The 16,933-nt window shown below is 59.7% G+C and carries 18 protein-coding genes; 12 read left to right on the plus strand and 6 right to left on the minus strand.

Translation table 11 applies throughout. The features are described from left to right. Nucleotides 1-169: 169 nt before the first annotated feature. Nucleotides 170-1,393: a DUF3422 domain-containing protein gene (locus AC1RO5_RS06910; protein ID WP_493173859.1), complete on the plus strand. Its 1,224-nt coding sequence runs from the start codon at nucleotides 170-172 to the stop codon at nucleotides 1,391-1,393. An 18-nt stretch (nucleotides 1,394-1,411) separates the two neighbouring features. Here the strand turns inward: AC1RO5_RS06910 and cobF are convergent, their stop codons facing one another. Further along, a complete protein-coding gene (gene cobF, locus AC1RO5_RS06915; protein WP_493173861.1) occupies nucleotides 1,412-2,167 on the minus strand; it encodes a precorrin-6A synthase (deacetylating) in 756 nt (251 codons plus the stop codon). Further along, the gene (locus AC1RO5_RS06920; RefSeq protein ID WP_493174442.1) at nucleotides 2,167-2,739 is read right to left on the minus strand and encodes a histidine phosphatase family protein; all 573 of its coding nucleotides are present in this window, start codon (nucleotides 2,737-2,739) and stop codon (nucleotides 2,167-2,169) included. The genes cobF and AC1RO5_RS06920 overlap by 1 nt, the downstream gene beginning before the upstream one ends. Before the next feature lie 345 nt (nucleotides 2,740-3,084). On the opposite strand from AC1RO5_RS06920, the gene AC1RO5_RS06925 reads away from it, so the two are divergent. From AC1RO5_RS06925 to AC1RO5_RS06975, 11 genes are all read left to right on the plus strand, one after another. After that, nucleotides 3,085-3,939 (plus strand): MurR/RpiR family transcriptional regulator, encoded by an 855-nt coding sequence (locus AC1RO5_RS06925; protein ID WP_493173863.1) that lies wholly within the window; start codon nucleotides 3,085-3,087, stop codon nucleotides 3,937-3,939. Between the two features lie 2 nt (nucleotides 3,940-3,941). Continuing rightward, complete coding sequence (locus tag AC1RO5_RS06930; RefSeq protein ID WP_493173865.1) at nucleotides 3,942-4,586, plus strand: cysteine hydrolase family protein; 645 nt, start codon at nucleotides 3,942-3,944, stop codon at nucleotides 4,584-4,586. After that, nucleotides 4,583-5,914, plus strand: a complete 1,332-nt coding sequence (locus tag AC1RO5_RS06935) for a type I glutamate--ammonia ligase (protein ID WP_493173866.1) — start codon at nucleotides 4,583-4,585, stop codon at nucleotides 5,912-5,914. The genes AC1RO5_RS06930 and AC1RO5_RS06935 overlap by 4 nt, the downstream gene beginning before the upstream one ends. Next, the gene (locus tag AC1RO5_RS06940; RefSeq protein ID WP_493173870.1) at nucleotides 5,898-6,650 is read left to right on the plus strand and encodes an N-formylglutamate amidohydrolase; all 753 of its coding nucleotides are present in this window, start codon (nucleotides 5,898-5,900) and stop codon (nucleotides 6,648-6,650) included. The genes AC1RO5_RS06935 and AC1RO5_RS06940 overlap by 17 nt, the downstream gene beginning before the upstream one ends. 55 nt (nucleotides 6,651-6,705) lie before the next feature. Next, a complete protein-coding gene (locus tag AC1RO5_RS06945; RefSeq protein WP_493173875.1) occupies nucleotides 6,706-8,055 on the plus strand; it encodes an APC family permease in 1,350 nt (449 codons plus the stop codon). 119 nt (nucleotides 8,056-8,174) lie between these two features. Beyond that, on the plus strand, nucleotides 8,175-9,191 hold the full coding sequence (locus tag AC1RO5_RS06950) for an arginine N-succinyltransferase (protein WP_493173879.1): 1,017 nt from the start codon (nucleotides 8,175-8,177) through the stop codon (nucleotides 9,189-9,191). 61 nt (nucleotides 9,192-9,252) lie between these two features. Continuing rightward, entirely contained in the window at nucleotides 9,253-10,287 is a 1,035-nt protein-coding gene (gene astA / locus AC1RO5_RS06955) for an arginine N-succinyltransferase (protein ID WP_493173881.1), read from the plus strand. Between the two features lie 119 nt (nucleotides 10,288-10,406). After that, nucleotides 10,407-11,360 carry a hypothetical protein gene (locus AC1RO5_RS06960; RefSeq protein WP_493173883.1) on the plus strand — a complete coding sequence of 318 codons (954 nt, stop codon included), beginning with the start codon at nucleotides 10,407-10,409 and terminating at the stop codon, nucleotides 11,358-11,360. Beyond that, the gene (locus AC1RO5_RS06965) at nucleotides 11,357-11,998 is read left to right on the plus strand and encodes a transposase (protein ID WP_493173885.1); all 642 of its coding nucleotides are present in this window, start codon (nucleotides 11,357-11,359) and stop codon (nucleotides 11,996-11,998) included. The genes AC1RO5_RS06960 and AC1RO5_RS06965 overlap by 4 nt, the downstream gene beginning before the upstream one ends. A 35-nt stretch (nucleotides 11,999-12,033) precedes the next feature. Further along, nucleotides 12,034-12,210 carry a hypothetical protein gene (locus AC1RO5_RS06970; RefSeq protein WP_493173886.1) on the plus strand — a complete coding sequence of 59 codons (177 nt, stop codon included), beginning with the start codon at nucleotides 12,034-12,036 and terminating at the stop codon, nucleotides 12,208-12,210. A gap of 207 nt (nucleotides 12,211-12,417) precedes the next feature. After that, entirely contained in the window at nucleotides 12,418-13,287 is an 870-nt protein-coding gene (locus AC1RO5_RS06975; RefSeq protein WP_493173888.1) for an isocitrate lyase/PEP mutase family protein, read from the plus strand. Between the two features lie 51 nt (nucleotides 13,288-13,338). On the opposite strand, the gene hcnC is transcribed toward AC1RO5_RS06975, so the two are convergent. From hcnC to AC1RO5_RS06995, 4 genes are all read right to left on the minus strand, one after another. After that, the gene (hcnC, locus tag AC1RO5_RS06980; protein ID WP_493173892.1) at nucleotides 13,339-14,598 is read right to left on the minus strand and encodes a cyanide-forming glycine dehydrogenase subunit HcnC; all 1,260 of its coding nucleotides are present in this window, start codon (nucleotides 14,596-14,598) and stop codon (nucleotides 13,339-13,341) included. Beyond that, a complete protein-coding gene (hcnB, locus tag AC1RO5_RS06985; RefSeq protein WP_493173895.1) occupies nucleotides 14,591-16,000 on the minus strand; it encodes a cyanide-forming glycine dehydrogenase subunit HcnB in 1,410 nt (469 codons plus the stop codon). Before hcnB ends, hcnC begins: the two co-directional genes overlap by 8 nt. Beyond that, on the minus strand, nucleotides 15,997-16,311 hold the full coding sequence (locus AC1RO5_RS06990) for a (2Fe-2S)-binding protein (RefSeq protein ID WP_007934992.1): 315 nt from the start codon (nucleotides 16,309-16,311) through the stop codon (nucleotides 15,997-15,999). The genes hcnB and AC1RO5_RS06990 overlap by 4 nt, the downstream gene beginning before the upstream one ends. Nucleotides 16,312-16,582: 271 nt before the next feature. Next, complete coding sequence (locus AC1RO5_RS06995; protein WP_493174444.1) at nucleotides 16,583-16,906, minus strand: YdcA family protein; 324 nt, start codon at nucleotides 16,904-16,906, stop codon at nucleotides 16,583-16,585. Between the last annotated feature and the right edge of the window lie 27 nt (nucleotides 16,907-16,933).

A 16,933-nucleotide genomic window follows, 5' to 3' on the forward strand; every position in this document is an offset into this window, starting at 1 on the left:
CCCCCCCCCCCCCCCCCCCCCCCCCCCCCCCCCCCCCCCCCCCCCCCCCCCCCAAGCCTGGCTCCTACGAAAAGCGGAGTGGCATTGGTCGATGGCCGGGGTTTGTTTGTGACTCGAAAATGGATCACCCAGTCCCAAAAACAAACAACTCCAACATGGCCTCGATAGCATGCACCCGCAAAGACTGACCCTGCACAATGAGTTGCACGCGCGCCCTTCGCTGTATTTCGACGAGCCCGCCCATGTGTTTCATCTGGCGTTTCTGGCTAATGACGGGCAATGCGACACCCTGCTGAGTCAGTGCTGCCCCGGCCCCGTCGACCCGGATGCGGCCCAGGGCATCACCAGGCTGGAGGGCCATGCCTTGAAGTGGGAGCGGCACGCGGAGTTCCTGACGCTGACACTGGTGGCGCCCTCTTCCAGTCACGAGCCTGACTGGAGCCAGCCACCCAAGGCCTTGATGGACCGGGTCGCCCCCTTCATGCAGCACGTGATCAACGCCGTGCAGATTGTGGTGCGCAACGATGCGTCCTTTTCCGGTGATCTGTCGGTTTATGGATTCAAAGACCCTTGCGGCTCATGCATAGGCGGTGGCGATGCGACGGTCTGGAGCGATTTTCGCCTGAGCGAGGACGGCACCAACCGTTTCCTGTTCGTCAACAAGCGCTTGAATGCCTATCGCCAAGGCCGGATGATCCGCCGTCTGCTGGAAATCGAAACCTACCGCATGATGGCGTCGCTTTCCCTTACCACCGCGAAGACCTTGAGTGCTCAGCTCAACGTCTTCGACAAGACATTGGTCAACCTTTCGGAACGTAACGCCGGCCCCGATACCGGTAATGCGAAAGCGTTGTTGACTGATATCGCCAGTCTGTCGGCGCAAGTGGTCAGCAGCACCGCGAAAACCCGACACCGCTTCAGCGCCACCCAAGCGTATGCCCAGCTGGTTTTCGAGCGTTTGGGCGAACTCAGGGAAACTCACGTGGGCGATTGCCAGCGCCTGGGTATCTTCATCGAAAGACGCTTCAAACCTACCGTCAGGTACTGTGACGTCACCGAACAACGCCTGGAGCAACTGGCCAAGAGCGTGGCCAACCTCGGGGATCTGCTGCAGGCGCGGGTGCAGGTTGAAATGGAAGAACAGAACTCGGAAATCCTGAGAAGCCTGAACGCTCGCGCCGATACCCAAATCAAAATCCAGCGCGCGGTCGAAGGCTTGTCGATTATCGCCATCACCTATTATTTGCTGAGCCTGTTCAAGCTGTTCTACTCGGGCCTGCACACCCTGGGCGCGGACATTTCCGCGCGGGACGCCATGCTGGCCATGACCCCACTCGCGCTGTGCATCCTGCTGTTTATTTTGATCAGGATCAGAAAAGCCAAAGAACACTGATCAATCGGCTGGCGGCGTTCAAGGCTTGCGCAACAGGTAGGTATCCATGATCCACCCGTTCGCCAGCCGCGCCGCCTTGCGCACCCGCTCAATCTCATCAGCCACGTCTTTGAGCTTGCCACTGATCAGGATTTCATCCGGCGTCCCCAGATAGGCCCCCCAGTAAATGTCTGTCTCCTGATCAGCCACGTGATGGTAGGCATCTTGCGCATCCAGCATCACCACCAGGCTGTCGGCATCGCTTACCTGGCCGGCCGCCAGCCGTCGGCCGGTGGTGATTTCAATCGAGCGGCCGATGCTGTTCAGCGGCACCTTATGTTGCGCCGCCAGCACCTGCACGCTGGTGATGCCGGGGATCACCTCGAACTCGAACGCACAACGACCGGACGCCAGAATCGCCTGCAAGATCCGAATGGTGCTGTCGTACAACGCCGGATCGCCCCACACCAGAAAACCGGCGCACTGGTCGTCGGTCATTTCCTCGTTGATCAGCCGCTCGAACGTCTGCTGCTTGGCACGGTTCAGGTCTTCGACGCTGGCGTTGTAGTTCACATCGCCGCGCTCACGCTCCGGGCTGTGGGCTTCAACGAAGCGGTAGTCGCGATCGGTGATGTAGCGCTCGCAGATCTCGCGACGCAGGTCGATCAGTTTGTCTTTGCTCTGGCCCTTGTCCATGAGGAAAAACACGTCGACCCGGTTCAGCGCCTTCACCGCCTGCATCGTGATGTAGTCGGGGTTGCCGGCGCCGACACCGATGACCAGAAGTTTTTTCATCACAGCGCTCCTTCAGGGCCCATGCCCGTCAAGCGTAGCCGCCAGCGACCGTTGAACCGCAATTCGATGGCCGACAACGGTTCGACGTCTATCTGGTTGAACGCCGCACCCTGCAACACTTGCATCAATGCGGCGCGAATGACAAACGGATGGGTGATGGCAACGACATGCCCCGGCGTCGCCTCAAGTGTCTTCAGCCACGCGGCCACCCGCTCACCGAGCTGCGCCACCGACTCGCCACCGTGGGGCGCCGACGTCGGGTCGCTGAGCCAATCCTTGAGCGTCTCGGGTTCGGACTTTTGCAGGTCGTCGATCGACGTGCCTTTCCAGCGCCCGAAATCGCAATCCTCCAGCGCCGTGACAATCTCCACGTTGTCGCCAAACAGCTCAGCGGTTTGCCGGGTCCGCAGTTCCGGGCCGCAGAGTAAACGTGGCGCTCGCTTGAACTGACTACTGCGCGAGCCCTTCGCCGATTGCCAATCCATTTCCACTGGTTCATTCGTAGGAAAGCACGCCAGTTTCTGTGCGACGGTTCGAGCGTGGCAAATCAGGGTCAAGCGGGTCGCCTGCACGGAGGTTCTCTCTGTCAGTGGAATGAAAAACGGCACGATGCCGCGAACAATCGGTTCATTGTGCCGCAAGAAGCGCACGCTGGGCGCCTTCCTCGCAGCAGCTGCGACATTGGGCTCACAGCGCCCATTTTATCCCTGAGCAGGATCGATATCTCACACCCCTATGGGCGATATCCTACAAAGCCTGTCGACATCCACGTAGCCCCACAAGCACGGGGCTTTCGCCCCATTTTAGTGCTTTAAAAATCCGCACAAAAATTCACTAGACATGTAGCGCACGTTACATAAATACTATTTTAGCGTTTTATGAAATGAAACCGACACACCCATCCAGCAGGAGCCCGGATGCCCCCTCTCAGAGACCTGATCACCGAGCCCGGCCTGGACTTCACGCCGTCGGAACGCAAAGTCATACGTGCCTTGCTGGACCAGTACCCGCGTAACGGACTGGGCCCGATGTCACGTTTGGCCGAACATGCCGGTGTCAGCGATCCGACCATCGTGCGGCTGGTAAAGAAGCTTGGTTTCAGCGGTTACGCCGATTTTCAGGAAGCCTTGCTCAGTGACATGGATCACCGCCTGCGCTCCCCCAGTACCCTGTTGCAGCCCCGCGCTCAACTCAAAAAAGATGACCCCTGGAGCCATTATCTGGCAGACAGCCATCGGGCACTGGTAGAAACCCAGGCGCTGACCCAACCCGAAGATGTGCGGATTCTGGTGGAGTGGCTGCTCGACACCCGCCATCAGATCCATTGCTTCGGCGGCCGCTTCAGCGGTTTCCTCGCCAACTGCCTGCTCAACCACCTGCGCCTGCTGCGGCCCGGCTGTTTCGCCCTGGAAGACAACTCGCAATTGCCAGACCGATTGTTCGACTTGCAGCGTCAGGACGTATTGCTGGTGTTCGACTATCGCCGCTATCAGTCCCAGGCCCTGCGGGTCGCCAATGCCGCGAAGAGCCGACATGCACGTGTCGTGCTGTTCACCGACATCTACGCATCACCGCTGCGGGAAATAGCCGACCTGATCATCAGCGCACCGGTGGAGTCGGCGTCGGCCTTCGACTCGATGGTGCCGGCGCTGGCCCAGGTTGAAGCACTGATTGCCTGCCTGACCCTGCGCAGCCCCGATCTGGCCGATCGCCTGGAAGGCATAGATGCCCTTCGAGCCGACTTCGACACCCACCTGCTGGAGGATAAATAAGGATGTTCATGCTCCCCCACCATTCGCCCCGGGACTTGCCGTTTGCCACCGATCACACCGCGCTGTTGCTGGTGGACATGCAACGTGCCTGGCTTGAGCCGCAATTCGACCCGCACCTCAACGAGCCGGATGCCGACTACTTCCTGACCCGCGCCCGCACGCAGGTGGTGCCCAATCAACGCAGGCTGCTCAATGCCTTTCGCAGAGCCCGGCAAAACGTGTTGCACACGCTCATCGAAAGCCTCACCGCCGATGGCCGCGATCGTTCGCTGGATCACAAACTCTCGGACATGCACCTGCCCAAGGGCAGCCCACAAGCGCGGATCATCGAGGAGCTGACGCCGCTCGAAAACGAGGTCGTGTTGCCCAAGACTTCTTCCGGGGTATTCAACTCCACCAGCATCGACTACGTGCTGCGCAACCTGGAGACCCGGCACCTGATCATTGCCGGCATCGTCACCGACCAATGTGTCGACATGGCCGTGCGCGACGCCGCCGACCGTGGCTACCTCGTGACGCTGGTCGAAGATGCCTGCGCCACGTACACCGAACAACGGCATCACGCCTGCCTGAACGCCATCAAGGGCTACTGCTGGATCACCGACACCCAGACCGTGCTTGGCCGGTTGCAGGAGATGCAGCCATGAGCGAACGCCTGTCGCCACTGCCCATGACCACCATTGTCACCACCGACCTGATCGGCGTGACGCGCGGCCGTTCCTTTCCCACCGACAAACTCGATACCTATCAAGTGGCCGGTTGCGGCTGGGTGCCGGCCAATAGCGCCCTGACCCCGCAAGACATCATCGCCACCAGCAACCCTTGGGGCGCTTATGGGGATTTACGGCTGGTTCCCGACTTGAGCAGCCGCGTGACCGTCAACAACGGCCCGGATGTCAACGCCCCGGCGCTGGACTTTATTCACGGCGACATTCGCGAAACCGATGGCCGTCCGTGGGGCGCCTGCCCTCGTACGCTGTTGCGCAACGAGGTGGAGCGCTATCGCGAAGAGCTGGGTTTGCAGATCAACGCCGCGTTCGAACATGAATTCAACCTCGACAGCGGCGCGGCGGAGCACCTTGCGTTCTCCCTGGAAGCCCAGCGCCAGGGTGCCGGATTCGGCGGCTGGCTGCTCAGTGCACTGCGTGCCGGCGGTGTGGAGCCGGAAATGTTCCTGCCGGAATACGGCAAGCACCAATACGAAATCACCTGCCGCCCGGCCCTTGGTGTCGCTGCCGCCGACCGCGCGGTGAACGTGCGCGAGATCACCCGAGAGATCGCCCGGCAAATGGGCCTCAACCTGAGTTTCGCCCCCAAGACGGCCGAGCATGCTGTGTGCAACGGCGTGCATTTGCACGTGAGCCTGCAAGACCTGGCCGGCCAACCGGTGATGTATGACGCCGGCACCGCCAACGGTCTGTCGCCCCTCGGCCAGCATTGGGCCGCCGGCGTTCTGCATTACTTGCCGGCGCTCTGTGCGTTCACCGCGCCGACGCCGATTTCCTACGAACGCTTGCAGCCCCATCACTGGAGCGCTTCCTACGCCTGCCTCGGCCAACGCAACCGCGAAGCGGCGCTGCGGATTTGCCCGACCGTCAGCCTGGGCGGCAAGTCCGTGGCCATGCAATACAACCTGGAATTTCGCGCCATGGACGCCACTGCTTCGCCGCACCTGGCCATGGCTGCATTGCTGATCGCCGGGCGCCTGGGTATCGAGCAGCGCCTGGCGTTGAACGCGATCACCGATGAAATCCCTGACTCCCTCAACGAAGAGCAACGCCAGGCCCGCGGCATCGTCGCCCTGCCCGCGTCGCTGTCCCGGGCACTGGATTGCCTGCGCCACAGCGAGGCGCTGATCGAAGCCCTGCCGAGCGCGTTACTGGACACCTACTTCGCCCTGAAAACCGAGGAACTGACGCTGACGGAACAGCTCTCGCCCGCCGACCTCTGTGAGCACTATGCGCGCCTGTACTGAATCCGCTGAACTGGGCCTCTACACCCGGCCTGCCTACACCCTGAGCCGGGAAGCTTCCGAGCACCCGCTGATTCTGGTGTGTGAACACGCCAGTCGTTTTATCCCGGACGGGTTAAACGACCTGGGCCTGAGCGACGAGGCCGCCCGCGAACACATCGCCTGGGACATCGGCGCCCTGGCGCTGGCCGAGGGTTTGGCCGAAGCACTGGGCGCGACCCTGTTGGCGGCCAACTATTCACGGCTGTTGATCGACCTCAACCGCCCGCGTCATGCGCCGGACAGCATCCCGTTGCAGAGCGAGATTTATCAGGTGCCGGGCAATCGCGATCTGGACGAGGCCACCCGTGAATACCGCCGGCACTGCCTGTTCAAGCCGTTTCATGCACGCCTGCAAACCTTGATCGACGCCCGCGTGGAGCAAAATAAACCGGTTCGAGTGGTGGGGATTCACAGTTTCACGCCGATATATTACGGCCAGCCACGATCGCTGGAAGTCGGCGTGCTGTACGGGAAGGCCTGGGAGTACGCCCAGCGAGTAATCGACGGGCTGAGCCGGCATCCATTGAAAATCGCCGGTAATCAGCCGTACAAAGTCGATCCGCTGGGTGACATGACCGTACCGGTTCACGGCGACGCACGCGGGCTGGACTCGGTGCTGATCGAGGTGCGCAACGACCTGCTGCGCACGCCCGAGGACATCAGTCGCTGGACCGACTATCTGGCGCCGCTGCTATAGCAACAGCTTCAAACTTGCAGCGTGCAGCTGCTTTCATATCAAGGAGAACGGCTTCATGGACATTGAAGAATTCGGCTACAAGCAAGAGTTGAAACGTAGCCTGTCACTGACCGACCTGGTGGTGTACGGGATGATCTTCATGATCCCCATCGCACCATTCGGCGTGTATGGTTACGTCAACGCCGAAGCACCCGGCATGGTGCCGCTGGCCTACATCATCGGCATGGTGGCGATGCTGTTCACTGCCCTCAGTTACGGCAGCATGGCCCGGGCCTTTCCGGTGGCGGGCTCGGTGTATTCCTACGCACAACGCGGCCTCAACCAACATGTCGGGTTTATCGCCGGCTGGCTGATGCTGCTCGATTACCTGCTGATTCCGCCGTTGCTCTACGTCTACGCGGCGATGGCGCTGAATCATTTGTACCCGGACATCCCGAAAGTCGGCTTCATCCTGGCCTTTCTGGTCAGCGCCACCTTCGTCAACCTGCGGGGCATCACCTTCACCGCGCGGATGAACATCATCTTCCTGCTCGCGCAACTGGTGGTGCTGGGGATCTTCCTGTTCTACGCCTGGACTGCCTTGCACAATGGCGGCGGCAACGGTCAGTTGACCCTGGCGCCATTGTACAACCCCGAAACGTTCAACTTCGCCCTGCTGATGCAAGCGGTGTCGATTGCGGTGCTGTCGTTCCTCGGTTTCGATGCCATTTCCACCCTCGCCGAAGAGATCAAGGGCGATCCGGGCCGCAGCGTCGGCAAGGCTGCGCTGATCACGTTGCTGGTGATGGGCGTGATCTTCGTCGTGCAGACCTGGATTGCCACCGACCTGGCCGCCGGCCTGGGCTTCAAGTCCGCCGACACCGCGTTCTATGAAATCGCCGAAATCGCCGCCGGCAGCTGGCTGGCCACCCTGACCGCCGTGTCCACCGCGCTGGCCTGGGGGGTGGCGGTCGCCATTACCTCCCAAGCGGCGGTTTCGCGACTGCTGTTCGGCATGGCCCGGGACGGCAAACTGCCAAAAGTGCTGGCCAAGGTACATCCGAAACACAACACGCCGTACTTGAGCATTTATCTGGTGGCGGTGCTGTCGCTGGTAATCTGCTACCTGTTCATCAACTCGGTGGACACCCTCACCTCCCTGGTGAACTTCGGCGCCCTGAGCGGCTTCATGCTGCTGCACCTGACCGTGATCAACTACTACTGGCGCCGGCAGCAATCCGGCCAGGTGATCCGTCACCTGATCTGCCCGGTCATCGGCTTCACCATCGTCGCGGCCATCATGTACAACATGGGCGTCGATGCACAGAAACTCGGCCTGATCTGGATTGCCCTGGGCCTGGTCTATCTGTTCTTCCTCAACAAGCTGGGGGCTAGCACGGCACTGCCCGACCCAAGCAATGGCTGACAAGAAAAAGAGCAGCGTCTGACACGATTTCAGGCGTCCGCCGATTTAACGCGTGGAAACCGACAGTGATAGTCAGGTTCGGTGCAAGCCGCCGAACCCTTTGATACAGGAGTATGTCCATGCTGGTCTTACGTCCAGTCGAGTTAACCGACCTGCCCCAGTTACAGCAGCTGGCGCGCGACAGTCTGGTGGGGGTCACGTCCTTGCCGGACGACACCGAGCGCCTGAGGGAGAAAATTCTCGATTCCTGTGCTTCGTTCGCAAAAGACGTTCAGGGCCAGGGCCCGGAGAACTATTTCTTCGTGCTGGAAAACCTGACGACTCGCCGCCTGGTCGGCTGCTCGGAAGTCCTCGCCACCGCCGGGTTCAGCGAGCCGTTCTACAGTTTGCGCAACCGCCATTTCACCAGCGCCTCACGGGAGCTGAACATCGAGCATGGGGTGCCGGCGTTGTCGTTGTGCCAAGACCTCAGCGGTCATTCCTTGTTGCGCGGTTTCCATATCGACTCGGCACTGGAGCGCACGCCATTTTCCGAGTTGCTGTCCCGGGCGCGTCTGCTGTTCATTGCCGCCCACCCGGCGCGTTTTGCCGAAGCGGTGATCACCGAGATCGTCGGTTACAGCGACGAACAAGGGCAATCGCCGTTCTGGGATGCGCTGGGCAAGCATTTCTTCGATTTGCCTTACGTCGAGGCCGAACGGCTTTGCGGCCTGCAGAGCCGGACATTCCTCGCCGAACTGATGCCGCAATACCCGATCTACGTGCCGATGCTGTCGCAGGCTGCACAAGACTGCATCGGCCGGATCCACCCCGATGGCCAGGAGGCCTTCGACATTCTGGAACGCGAAGGCTTCGAGACCAACAGCTACATCGACCTGTTCGACGGCGGACCGACACTGTACGCCCGCACCTCAGGCATTCGTTCCATCGCCCAGAGCCAGACCGGCACGGTGCAAACGGGCTTGCCCATCGACGCCCGTGGCAGTTACCTGGTGAGCAATGATTCGTTGAAGGGCTACCGCGCCATTGTCGCCGAGCTGGACTACAGCGCCGGGCAACCTATCGCTTTGAGCGCCGAGATGTGCTCGGCCTTGAACGTGACCGACGCCAGTGCGATACGGTTGATCGCCCTGTGAGCTGCCACCGGCCCCGAGCCCAACGACAGCGCCCGAGCAGGCGCGAAGAAGGAGCTGCATCATGATTCTGCGCCCGGTTCAAATGACCGACCTGCCCGCTTTACTGGATTTGGTACAACGGGCCGGCCCCGGGTTCACTACCCTGCCGGCCAACGAGGAGCGCCTGACCCACCGGGTGCGATGGGCCCAGCGGACCTTCGCCGGACAAGTCGAGCGCGCGGATGCCGACTACCTGTTTGTGCTCGAAGACGATGATCAGCAAGTGGTCGGTGTCAGCGCCCTGGTCGGGGCTGTCGGTCTGCGTGAGCCCTGGTATAACTACCGGGTCGGGCTCACGGTCAGTTCCTCGCCGGACCTGGGCATTCAGCGCCAGATCCCCACGTTATTCCTCAACAACGAAATGACCGGGCAATCGGAAATCTGCTCGCTGTTTCTACGACACGATCAACGCTATGGCAGTAATGGTCGATTGCTGTCGCTGGGGCGTCTGCTGTTCGTTGCCGAATTCCCCCAGCTGTTCGGCGACAAGCTCATTGCCGAACTGCGCGGCAGTGCCGACGAACAAGGCTGCTCGCCGTTCTGGGACAGCCTGGGACGGCACTTTTTCAAGATGGATTTCAGCCATGCCGATCACTTGTCGGGGCTGGGCAGCAAAGCGTTCATCGCCGAACTGATGCCGCGCCAGCCGCTCTACACCTGCCTGCTCACCGAACAGGCCCAGGCGGTGATCGGCAAGCCTCACCCCAACACCGAACCGGCGCTGAAGATCCTTACCGCCGAGGGGTTTGCCCATAAGGGTTACATCGACATCTTCGACGCAGGCCCGGTGATCGAAGCCCCGGTGTCGAGAATCCGCGCGGTGCGCGACAGCCAGTCATTGATGCTGGCCATCGGCACGCCCGACGACCAGGCCCCGGTTTGGCTGATCCACAACCGTCGACTGGAAAACTGCCGCATCACCACCGCCCGGGCGCGGCTGGTGGGCAACAACCTGGTGGTCGACCGCCTCACCGCCAAACGCCTGCAACTGCAACCCGGCAACTCGGTCCGCGCCGTGCCGCTGCTCAACCAACAGCAGCAAGCGGTAGCGGCGTAAGCGGTAGCAACTGGCGAAGCCTGCGTTCGGCTCGGGCCGCGTTCGGACGTAGCATTTGTAATGCCTGCCAACCCGATCTTTCAGACTGATCGTCGATTAAACATGACTTCCGATCAAGCGTGCCTATCGGATGGCGAGCGCTTCGCACTCAAATTGCACCATCCTCCGAAACGCTCGACCTCAACAAACACATCCAAAAACAACTAACAATACCAACTTACAACTGCAAAATTGCCTTTACCAAAAGACATCCTCATACTCAAAAAACACTAACAAACCCCACAACAAAAAACCTTATGATTAGAACTTTAATTTCCAAGAAGCTGACACCTGCCGAAATAATCGCCCTCATTAAAACTTCAAACATGACAGCGGAAATCAAAGACCTGATCGGCAACTTTAATACTCAACCAACATTCACTAAAACCATTGCTCGACGTGCAGCGATCATGAACACCACCAACCCACACACAGGAAATATCACACTGCATTGTACCGACATCGGCAATATCAGCATCAAGGTACCGCACGTCCAATCAGTACCGTCACCGCTGTACTCGGTTCCTGGACAATCCATTTTGTTTGCGATTAACAGACAGTCTTTCATCGTCCATCGATATACCGTTGAAGATGATCGACTGATAGTGAAGGACGCCGTCATCGTTGATGAAAGCAACCCACTGCTTATCGATGGTACACAGACACTATACGATTGCGACCCAGCGGGCCAAGGGCACAATGCGTTTATCGGCAGCATCAACCAGCCAGACAGAAGTGCAGACATCAGTGTGTTTGACCGTACCTCATTGCGCAAAATCGCCTGGTTCCCGCATGACGACAGCGCCGCACGTTATCTGGTAAGTCTTGAACTACTGGAAGCCGCCGAGGATCCCGGGGCTGGAAAAGTGGCAGAAGAGTTGATTTATCACTACCACCCCGCTGTTGCGTGGAAGGCGTTTCAGGTGCTTTACCAAGCCGATCAGGAGGCCGCACTCAATTACATACCGCTATTAAGAAACCTGCAAAACCGTCGCCTTGACCACTTGCTCGATCAGTTCAAGGAATCGGCATGAAACTGAAGACATTTATTGAGCGTATGTCGGCTTACGATCTGCTGCGAGACAAACCAGAAATTATTAGCGATCTACGTCGACTGGCGACAAACCGCACGTTGCTGAGCGAACACCTTTACACCACCATTCAGCGCGAAGGCTTCAGCACCCGCAACAGTCTTTACAGCGCTTATGCATTTGTACTTCACTACAATGAATTATTTACTGTCCGCTTGGGGTTCTGGTCGCCAGTTACGTCACAAGACGAAAACGAAACGTTCATCTACAACCTGAACCACACCCACGATTTTGAACTTTATGCGGTGGGCTATAGCGGTGACGGCTATACAACCGTCACACGAAAAATACTTGATGACGCACCGCTACGAGTTGGGGCATGCCCCGCACTGGGTGAAAAGCAATTACTTAAACTTTCGCCCGGCGAAGTCCTGCACATGCTTCCACTGCAAGAGATACACAAGCAACTTCCACCCCAAACAATGTCCGCATCGCTGAGTTTGCTTATCCACCCTCAGCGTTCGGTTAAAAACGAAGAGGCCTGGTGCTTCGACGAAAACCACGTGCCGACTTACCCCGGCATTGCTACGCAGGAAACAGCACTCTTTGAAAATGCGCTGTCACTCCTTAACGATGGGTAGTCATTCGCTACCCAAAAACTCCAAAGGAAAAACATATGAACAAGCCAATGAACAACTGGAACGAAACCCCACTGCTGCGCGCAGGCACCAACGTGATCAACACTCCGGTCAAGACCACGATGGAAGCCCCATGTGCCACTTTCATGCCTCGATATAACGTGGGCAATATCCACGAAATCAAGCAAATCTGGAGCATGCCAGCCAAAGACTGAAGACACTCGTAGTTACGCACTACCTGGCTGCAGACCGACAAGGTCTGCAGCCTTTTTTTTTAGATCCAGAAATGGCATTGACGAAAATACCGCTTCCCTCCGGCAAATTCGTCATCATCCTTTACCCGCCCGCGTGATAGCCTTTTGTTCCTTCGGCGTTGACACTTTTGCTCAAGCCCTTCCATTCCTTTGTATGGTGGAACTCGTATGTCCAGGCTTTCTCATCAAGATTTGCGCCGTAATTTCCGCCAACTGCTCGCGTCCGACACCTGCTACCACACGGCCTCGGTCTTCGACCCGATGTCGGCACGCATCGCCGCCGACCTGGGTTTTGAAGTGGGGATCCTGGGTGGTTCGGTTGCGTCGTTGCAGGTATTGGGCGCCCCCGATTTTGCGTTGATCACCCTCAGTGAGTTCGCCGAACAGGCCACCCGTATCGGCCGAGTGGCGCAATTGCCGGTCATTGCCGACGCCGACCACGGCTACGGCAACGCACTCAATGTCATGCGCACCATCGTCGAACTCGAACGCGCCGGCGTGGCCGCCCTGACTATCGAAGACACCCTGCTGCCGGCGCAATTCGGTCGCAAGTCCACCGACCTGATCACGGTCGCCGAAGGTGTCGGCAAGATCCGCGCGGCGCTGGAAGCCCGGGTCGACTCGGAAATGGCGATCATCGCCCGCACCAACGCAGGGATCCTGCCGGTCCAGGAAATCATCAGCCGCACCCAGCATTACCAACAGGCCGGGGCCGACGGGATTTGCATGGTCGGCGTGCAGGATTTCGACCAACTGGAGCAAATCGCCGAGCACCTGAGCGTGCCGCTGATGCTCGTCACCTATGGCAACCCGCTGTTGCGCGACGACAAACGCCTGGCCGAATTGGGCGTGCGGGTCACCATCGACGGTCATGGCGCCTACTTCGCAGCGATCAAGGCCACTTATGACAGCCTGCGCGAACAACGCCAGATCTTCACCCAGGCCTCCGACCTGAACGCCACCGAACTGACGCATACCTATACGCAGCCTGAGGATTACATTCGTTGGGCGGAAGAGTTCATGCGCGTTAAAGAATGACGGCACAAGCGCCCTCACCACAGCGCTCGCGCGTCTGTAGTGAGGGTGCAGTCAAACCATGTGCGCTGCTTTCGATTCGACCTTCGGCGCCACCTCAAACCGATCCGCCAGAAACGGCGTGATATCCAGCGGCAACGGCTCGTTATTCACCAGTTTGTCCAGCAATACGCCGGTAATCGCCGAGGTCAGGATGCCGGTGCGGAAATGCCCGCAGGCATTCAGGTAACCCTGCACCCCTTTCATCGGCCCGAGAATCGGCAATTCGTCCGGCGAGCCTGGGCGCAATCCGGCCCAGCAACGTTTCAGGTTGATGTCGGCGAGCGCCGGAATGCAGCGCACCGCACCTTGCACCAGGCCGCGGATTTCCGGGTAGGTGGTGGTCACGTCAAAACCTTTGTCTTCGGTGGTGCTGCCGATCAGGATTTCGCCGTTGTCTTTCTGCGCCACGTAACAGTCGCTGGTGGTCAGGCAACCGCGCAAGATCTTCGGCATACGTTCGGTCAGCAGGATCTGGCCCTTCACCGGTTTCACCGGAATGCGAATGCCCGTGGCCTGCTCGCTGAGGTCACCGGCCCAGGCACCGGCGGCGTTGATCAGCGTATCGCAACGGAATACCCCGGCCTCGGCGGTCTGCACGCCGGTGACCTGCGAGCCTTCATGCAGCACGCCGGTAACATGGGTGTTGAAATACAGATCCACACCGTTTTGCCGCGCGCCTTCGGTGTAGGCATCGGCCAGGCGGAACGGGCTGACCTGATGATCGCAGAGAAACTCCAGCGCCCCCCTCGCCTCATGGCTGACACTCGGCTCGGCTTCGCGCAGTGCCGCTTGATCGAGCCAGCGCACCTGGTCTGCCAGGTGCGGAATGCACGCCACGATGTGCTCGGCGTAGAGCCGGTCTTCGTCGTCATAGATCACGAACTTCAAGCCGGTTTTCTCGAACTTGAAATCCATCCCGTGATTGTCCTGCAGCTCCCGGTGCAAATCCGGGTACATCGCGTTGGACTGCAAGGCAAAATCGAAGAACGACTGCGGCAGGATGTGCGGCGTGCTGGAGTCCACCGCCACCGCCGCCCCCTGGGCTTCGCGCTTGCGATTGGCCGACATCATGCGGAAGAAGATCACCCCGCAGCCCAGGCCTACCGACTCACCGATCGCCCACAAGCCACCGGCCGAAGCACGGGTCGCGTTACCGGGGCGCTTGGCGTCGATCAGCGCGACTTTCAGGTGTTTGCGCTTGGACAATTGATAGGCGCAAGACGCCCCGATCACACCGCCGCCGGCGATGATCACGTCGTAGAACTTACTCATGGCTTGCGGCCTCCGTGCCGACAGACTGGAACGCTGAAAAAGGCACCGGATCGACGGGGAAGCGCGGTCGCAACCAGCCCACATCTTGCCGCCCGGTGGCTTCGCGCAAACGGTCGGTGCAATAGCCGACACACATCCGCCCCTGACAGTCGCCCATGCTCACGCGGGTGCGCATTTTCAGACTGGCCAGGTCTTGCACACCCTGCTCCAGCGCCCGATCGATGTCGGCGCGGGTCGCATGCTCGCAGCGGCAAATCACCGTGTCGGCAGCCGGCAATGCAGTCTGCCCGGCACCGCGTTTGGTGTAACGGTCGACGGCGGCGCGAAAGCGCACGATGGACTTGAGCTTCGACAGGTAACGGTCACGCCTGACTCGCGCCAGCTCCGCGTCCAGCACATCCCGTTGCAGCAGGATCGACACGGCCGCGATCCTTCCCGCGAGCATGGCCGCCTCGCCACCGCGAATCCCGCCCATGTCGCCGGCCAGATGCACATGGGGTTCGCTGCTTTGCTGCCAGACATTAGCGCTGGCCCGCAGGTAGCCGTCATCGCTGAAACCGTGGTCCAGGCCCATTTGCTGGCTGAGTTGGGTGCGTGGAATGAAGCCATAGCCGACCGCCAGGGTCTGCGCGGCAATCCGTTCGGCGCGGCTAAGATCCGGCTCCCAGGTGCTGGAGTACGGCGCGACGGTCACTGATTTCAACTCTTCCTCGCCTTGAGCCTCGACTACGCCCCAGCCATAGTGCATGGGAATGCCGTGCAACTTCAGGTACGCGAGCATGCTCAAACCGTCGAGGAACAACTGCGGCTTGTTCAATAGCGCGAGGCTTTCCCGGGCGATCTTGCCGAACGCGCATGCCTCATAAACCCCGGCGACGCTCACCCCCGAAGCGTGCAGCTGGCAGGCCACCAGCGGCAACAGCGGACCGGTGCCGGCAATCACCACCGGCCCCTGCGGTTGAACGACGCCGCTCTTGATTTGCAGCTGCAAACCACCGAGCAGAATCACCCCAGGCAAGGTCCAGCCGGGGAACGGTACGCTGCGCTCATGGCAACCGGCAGCCAACAGCAGCTGCGGGTATTCGACCTCCTGCAAATGCTCGTTGATGTCCAGCACCACCAGCGCCCGGGTACCTTCGGCGCCGACCACGCGGTGGTTCAAACGCACGTCGATCAGGCCTGAATGCTCGTGGAATTCTCCATGCAGTCTGGCCAGCACTTCCGAATAGCGTGGCCCCAGGTAGTCCAGTTGAACGTTATCGCGCAACGGGCCGCGATAGACCACCCCGCCGAGGCGCGAAGCTTCTTCGAGCAAGGTACAACGCACACCCTGCCGCGCCAGTTCAATGGCCGCGCCCATACCCGCCGGCCCGCCGCCGACGATCACCGGATGCAGGCTCATAAAACCTCCTGCCCGGCGATACGGTTGACCCGGGTTTCGACGCTCATGCCCTCACGCACGATCGTCTGGCAGGCGCGCCGTTTGTGTCGGCCATCGATTTTCACCAGGCAGCATTGACACACGCCCATGCCGCAATAGGCACCGCTGATTTGATCGTGATCGTTACGGGCCACCTGGCGAATGCCCAGTGATTGAATGACCGTCAGAACGGTTTCACCGATGGCGGCGCTGACGGTCTGGCCATTGATGCGCACAGTCATATCCGCCCGCACCAGTGGCTGGATATCGAAGGTTCGGTTTATGCGTTGCATTGCGATTGTTCATCCGTGAAAGGTTCAGGTGAGATTCTTCAGCTCCATGCTGCACTACACCTTGCGGGCCACCTGACTGATAACAACGAGAAGGTCTGCACTGGTACTTCGACAGCGCATCAGCTGCGCGTCAAAGCACTGTAGTCGATACCGCAGGATGGGGCTGGATATCTCATGCTAGGAGATATCGCCGAAGGAAATATTGATCCAGGCCAGTGAATACACCTTTCTCCTGCTCGCGAAGACGGCATGATCGAACGCCGAGAAAGAATTACTTGCGCTTGTAACTCTTGTTGCCACTGGGCGTCAGACAATACACCCCGCCTCTTGGCCCGGTGCAGAACGTACCGGTACCGCAAGCGCAGCCATCGGTTTCCTGCAACAGTGTCTGCGGCCGCGCCTGGCTTTTAGTGCCAAACATCGCCGAACAACTTTTCTTCGAACCGCTGATGGAGCCGTCATTGCACAGGAACAGATCGCCGTCGCAACGATCGATACCGCCCTTCTTCCCGGAACACGGTGTGTTGGCAGCCCAGGCGTATGAGCCGAACAGGCACACCAACAACAGAAATATTGGCATCCAGCCACGAACCATTAAAGTGCGCACAATGCAGCTTCCCTT

This window comes from Pseudomonas sp. GW822-FHT02G04 (assembly GCF_058802085.1).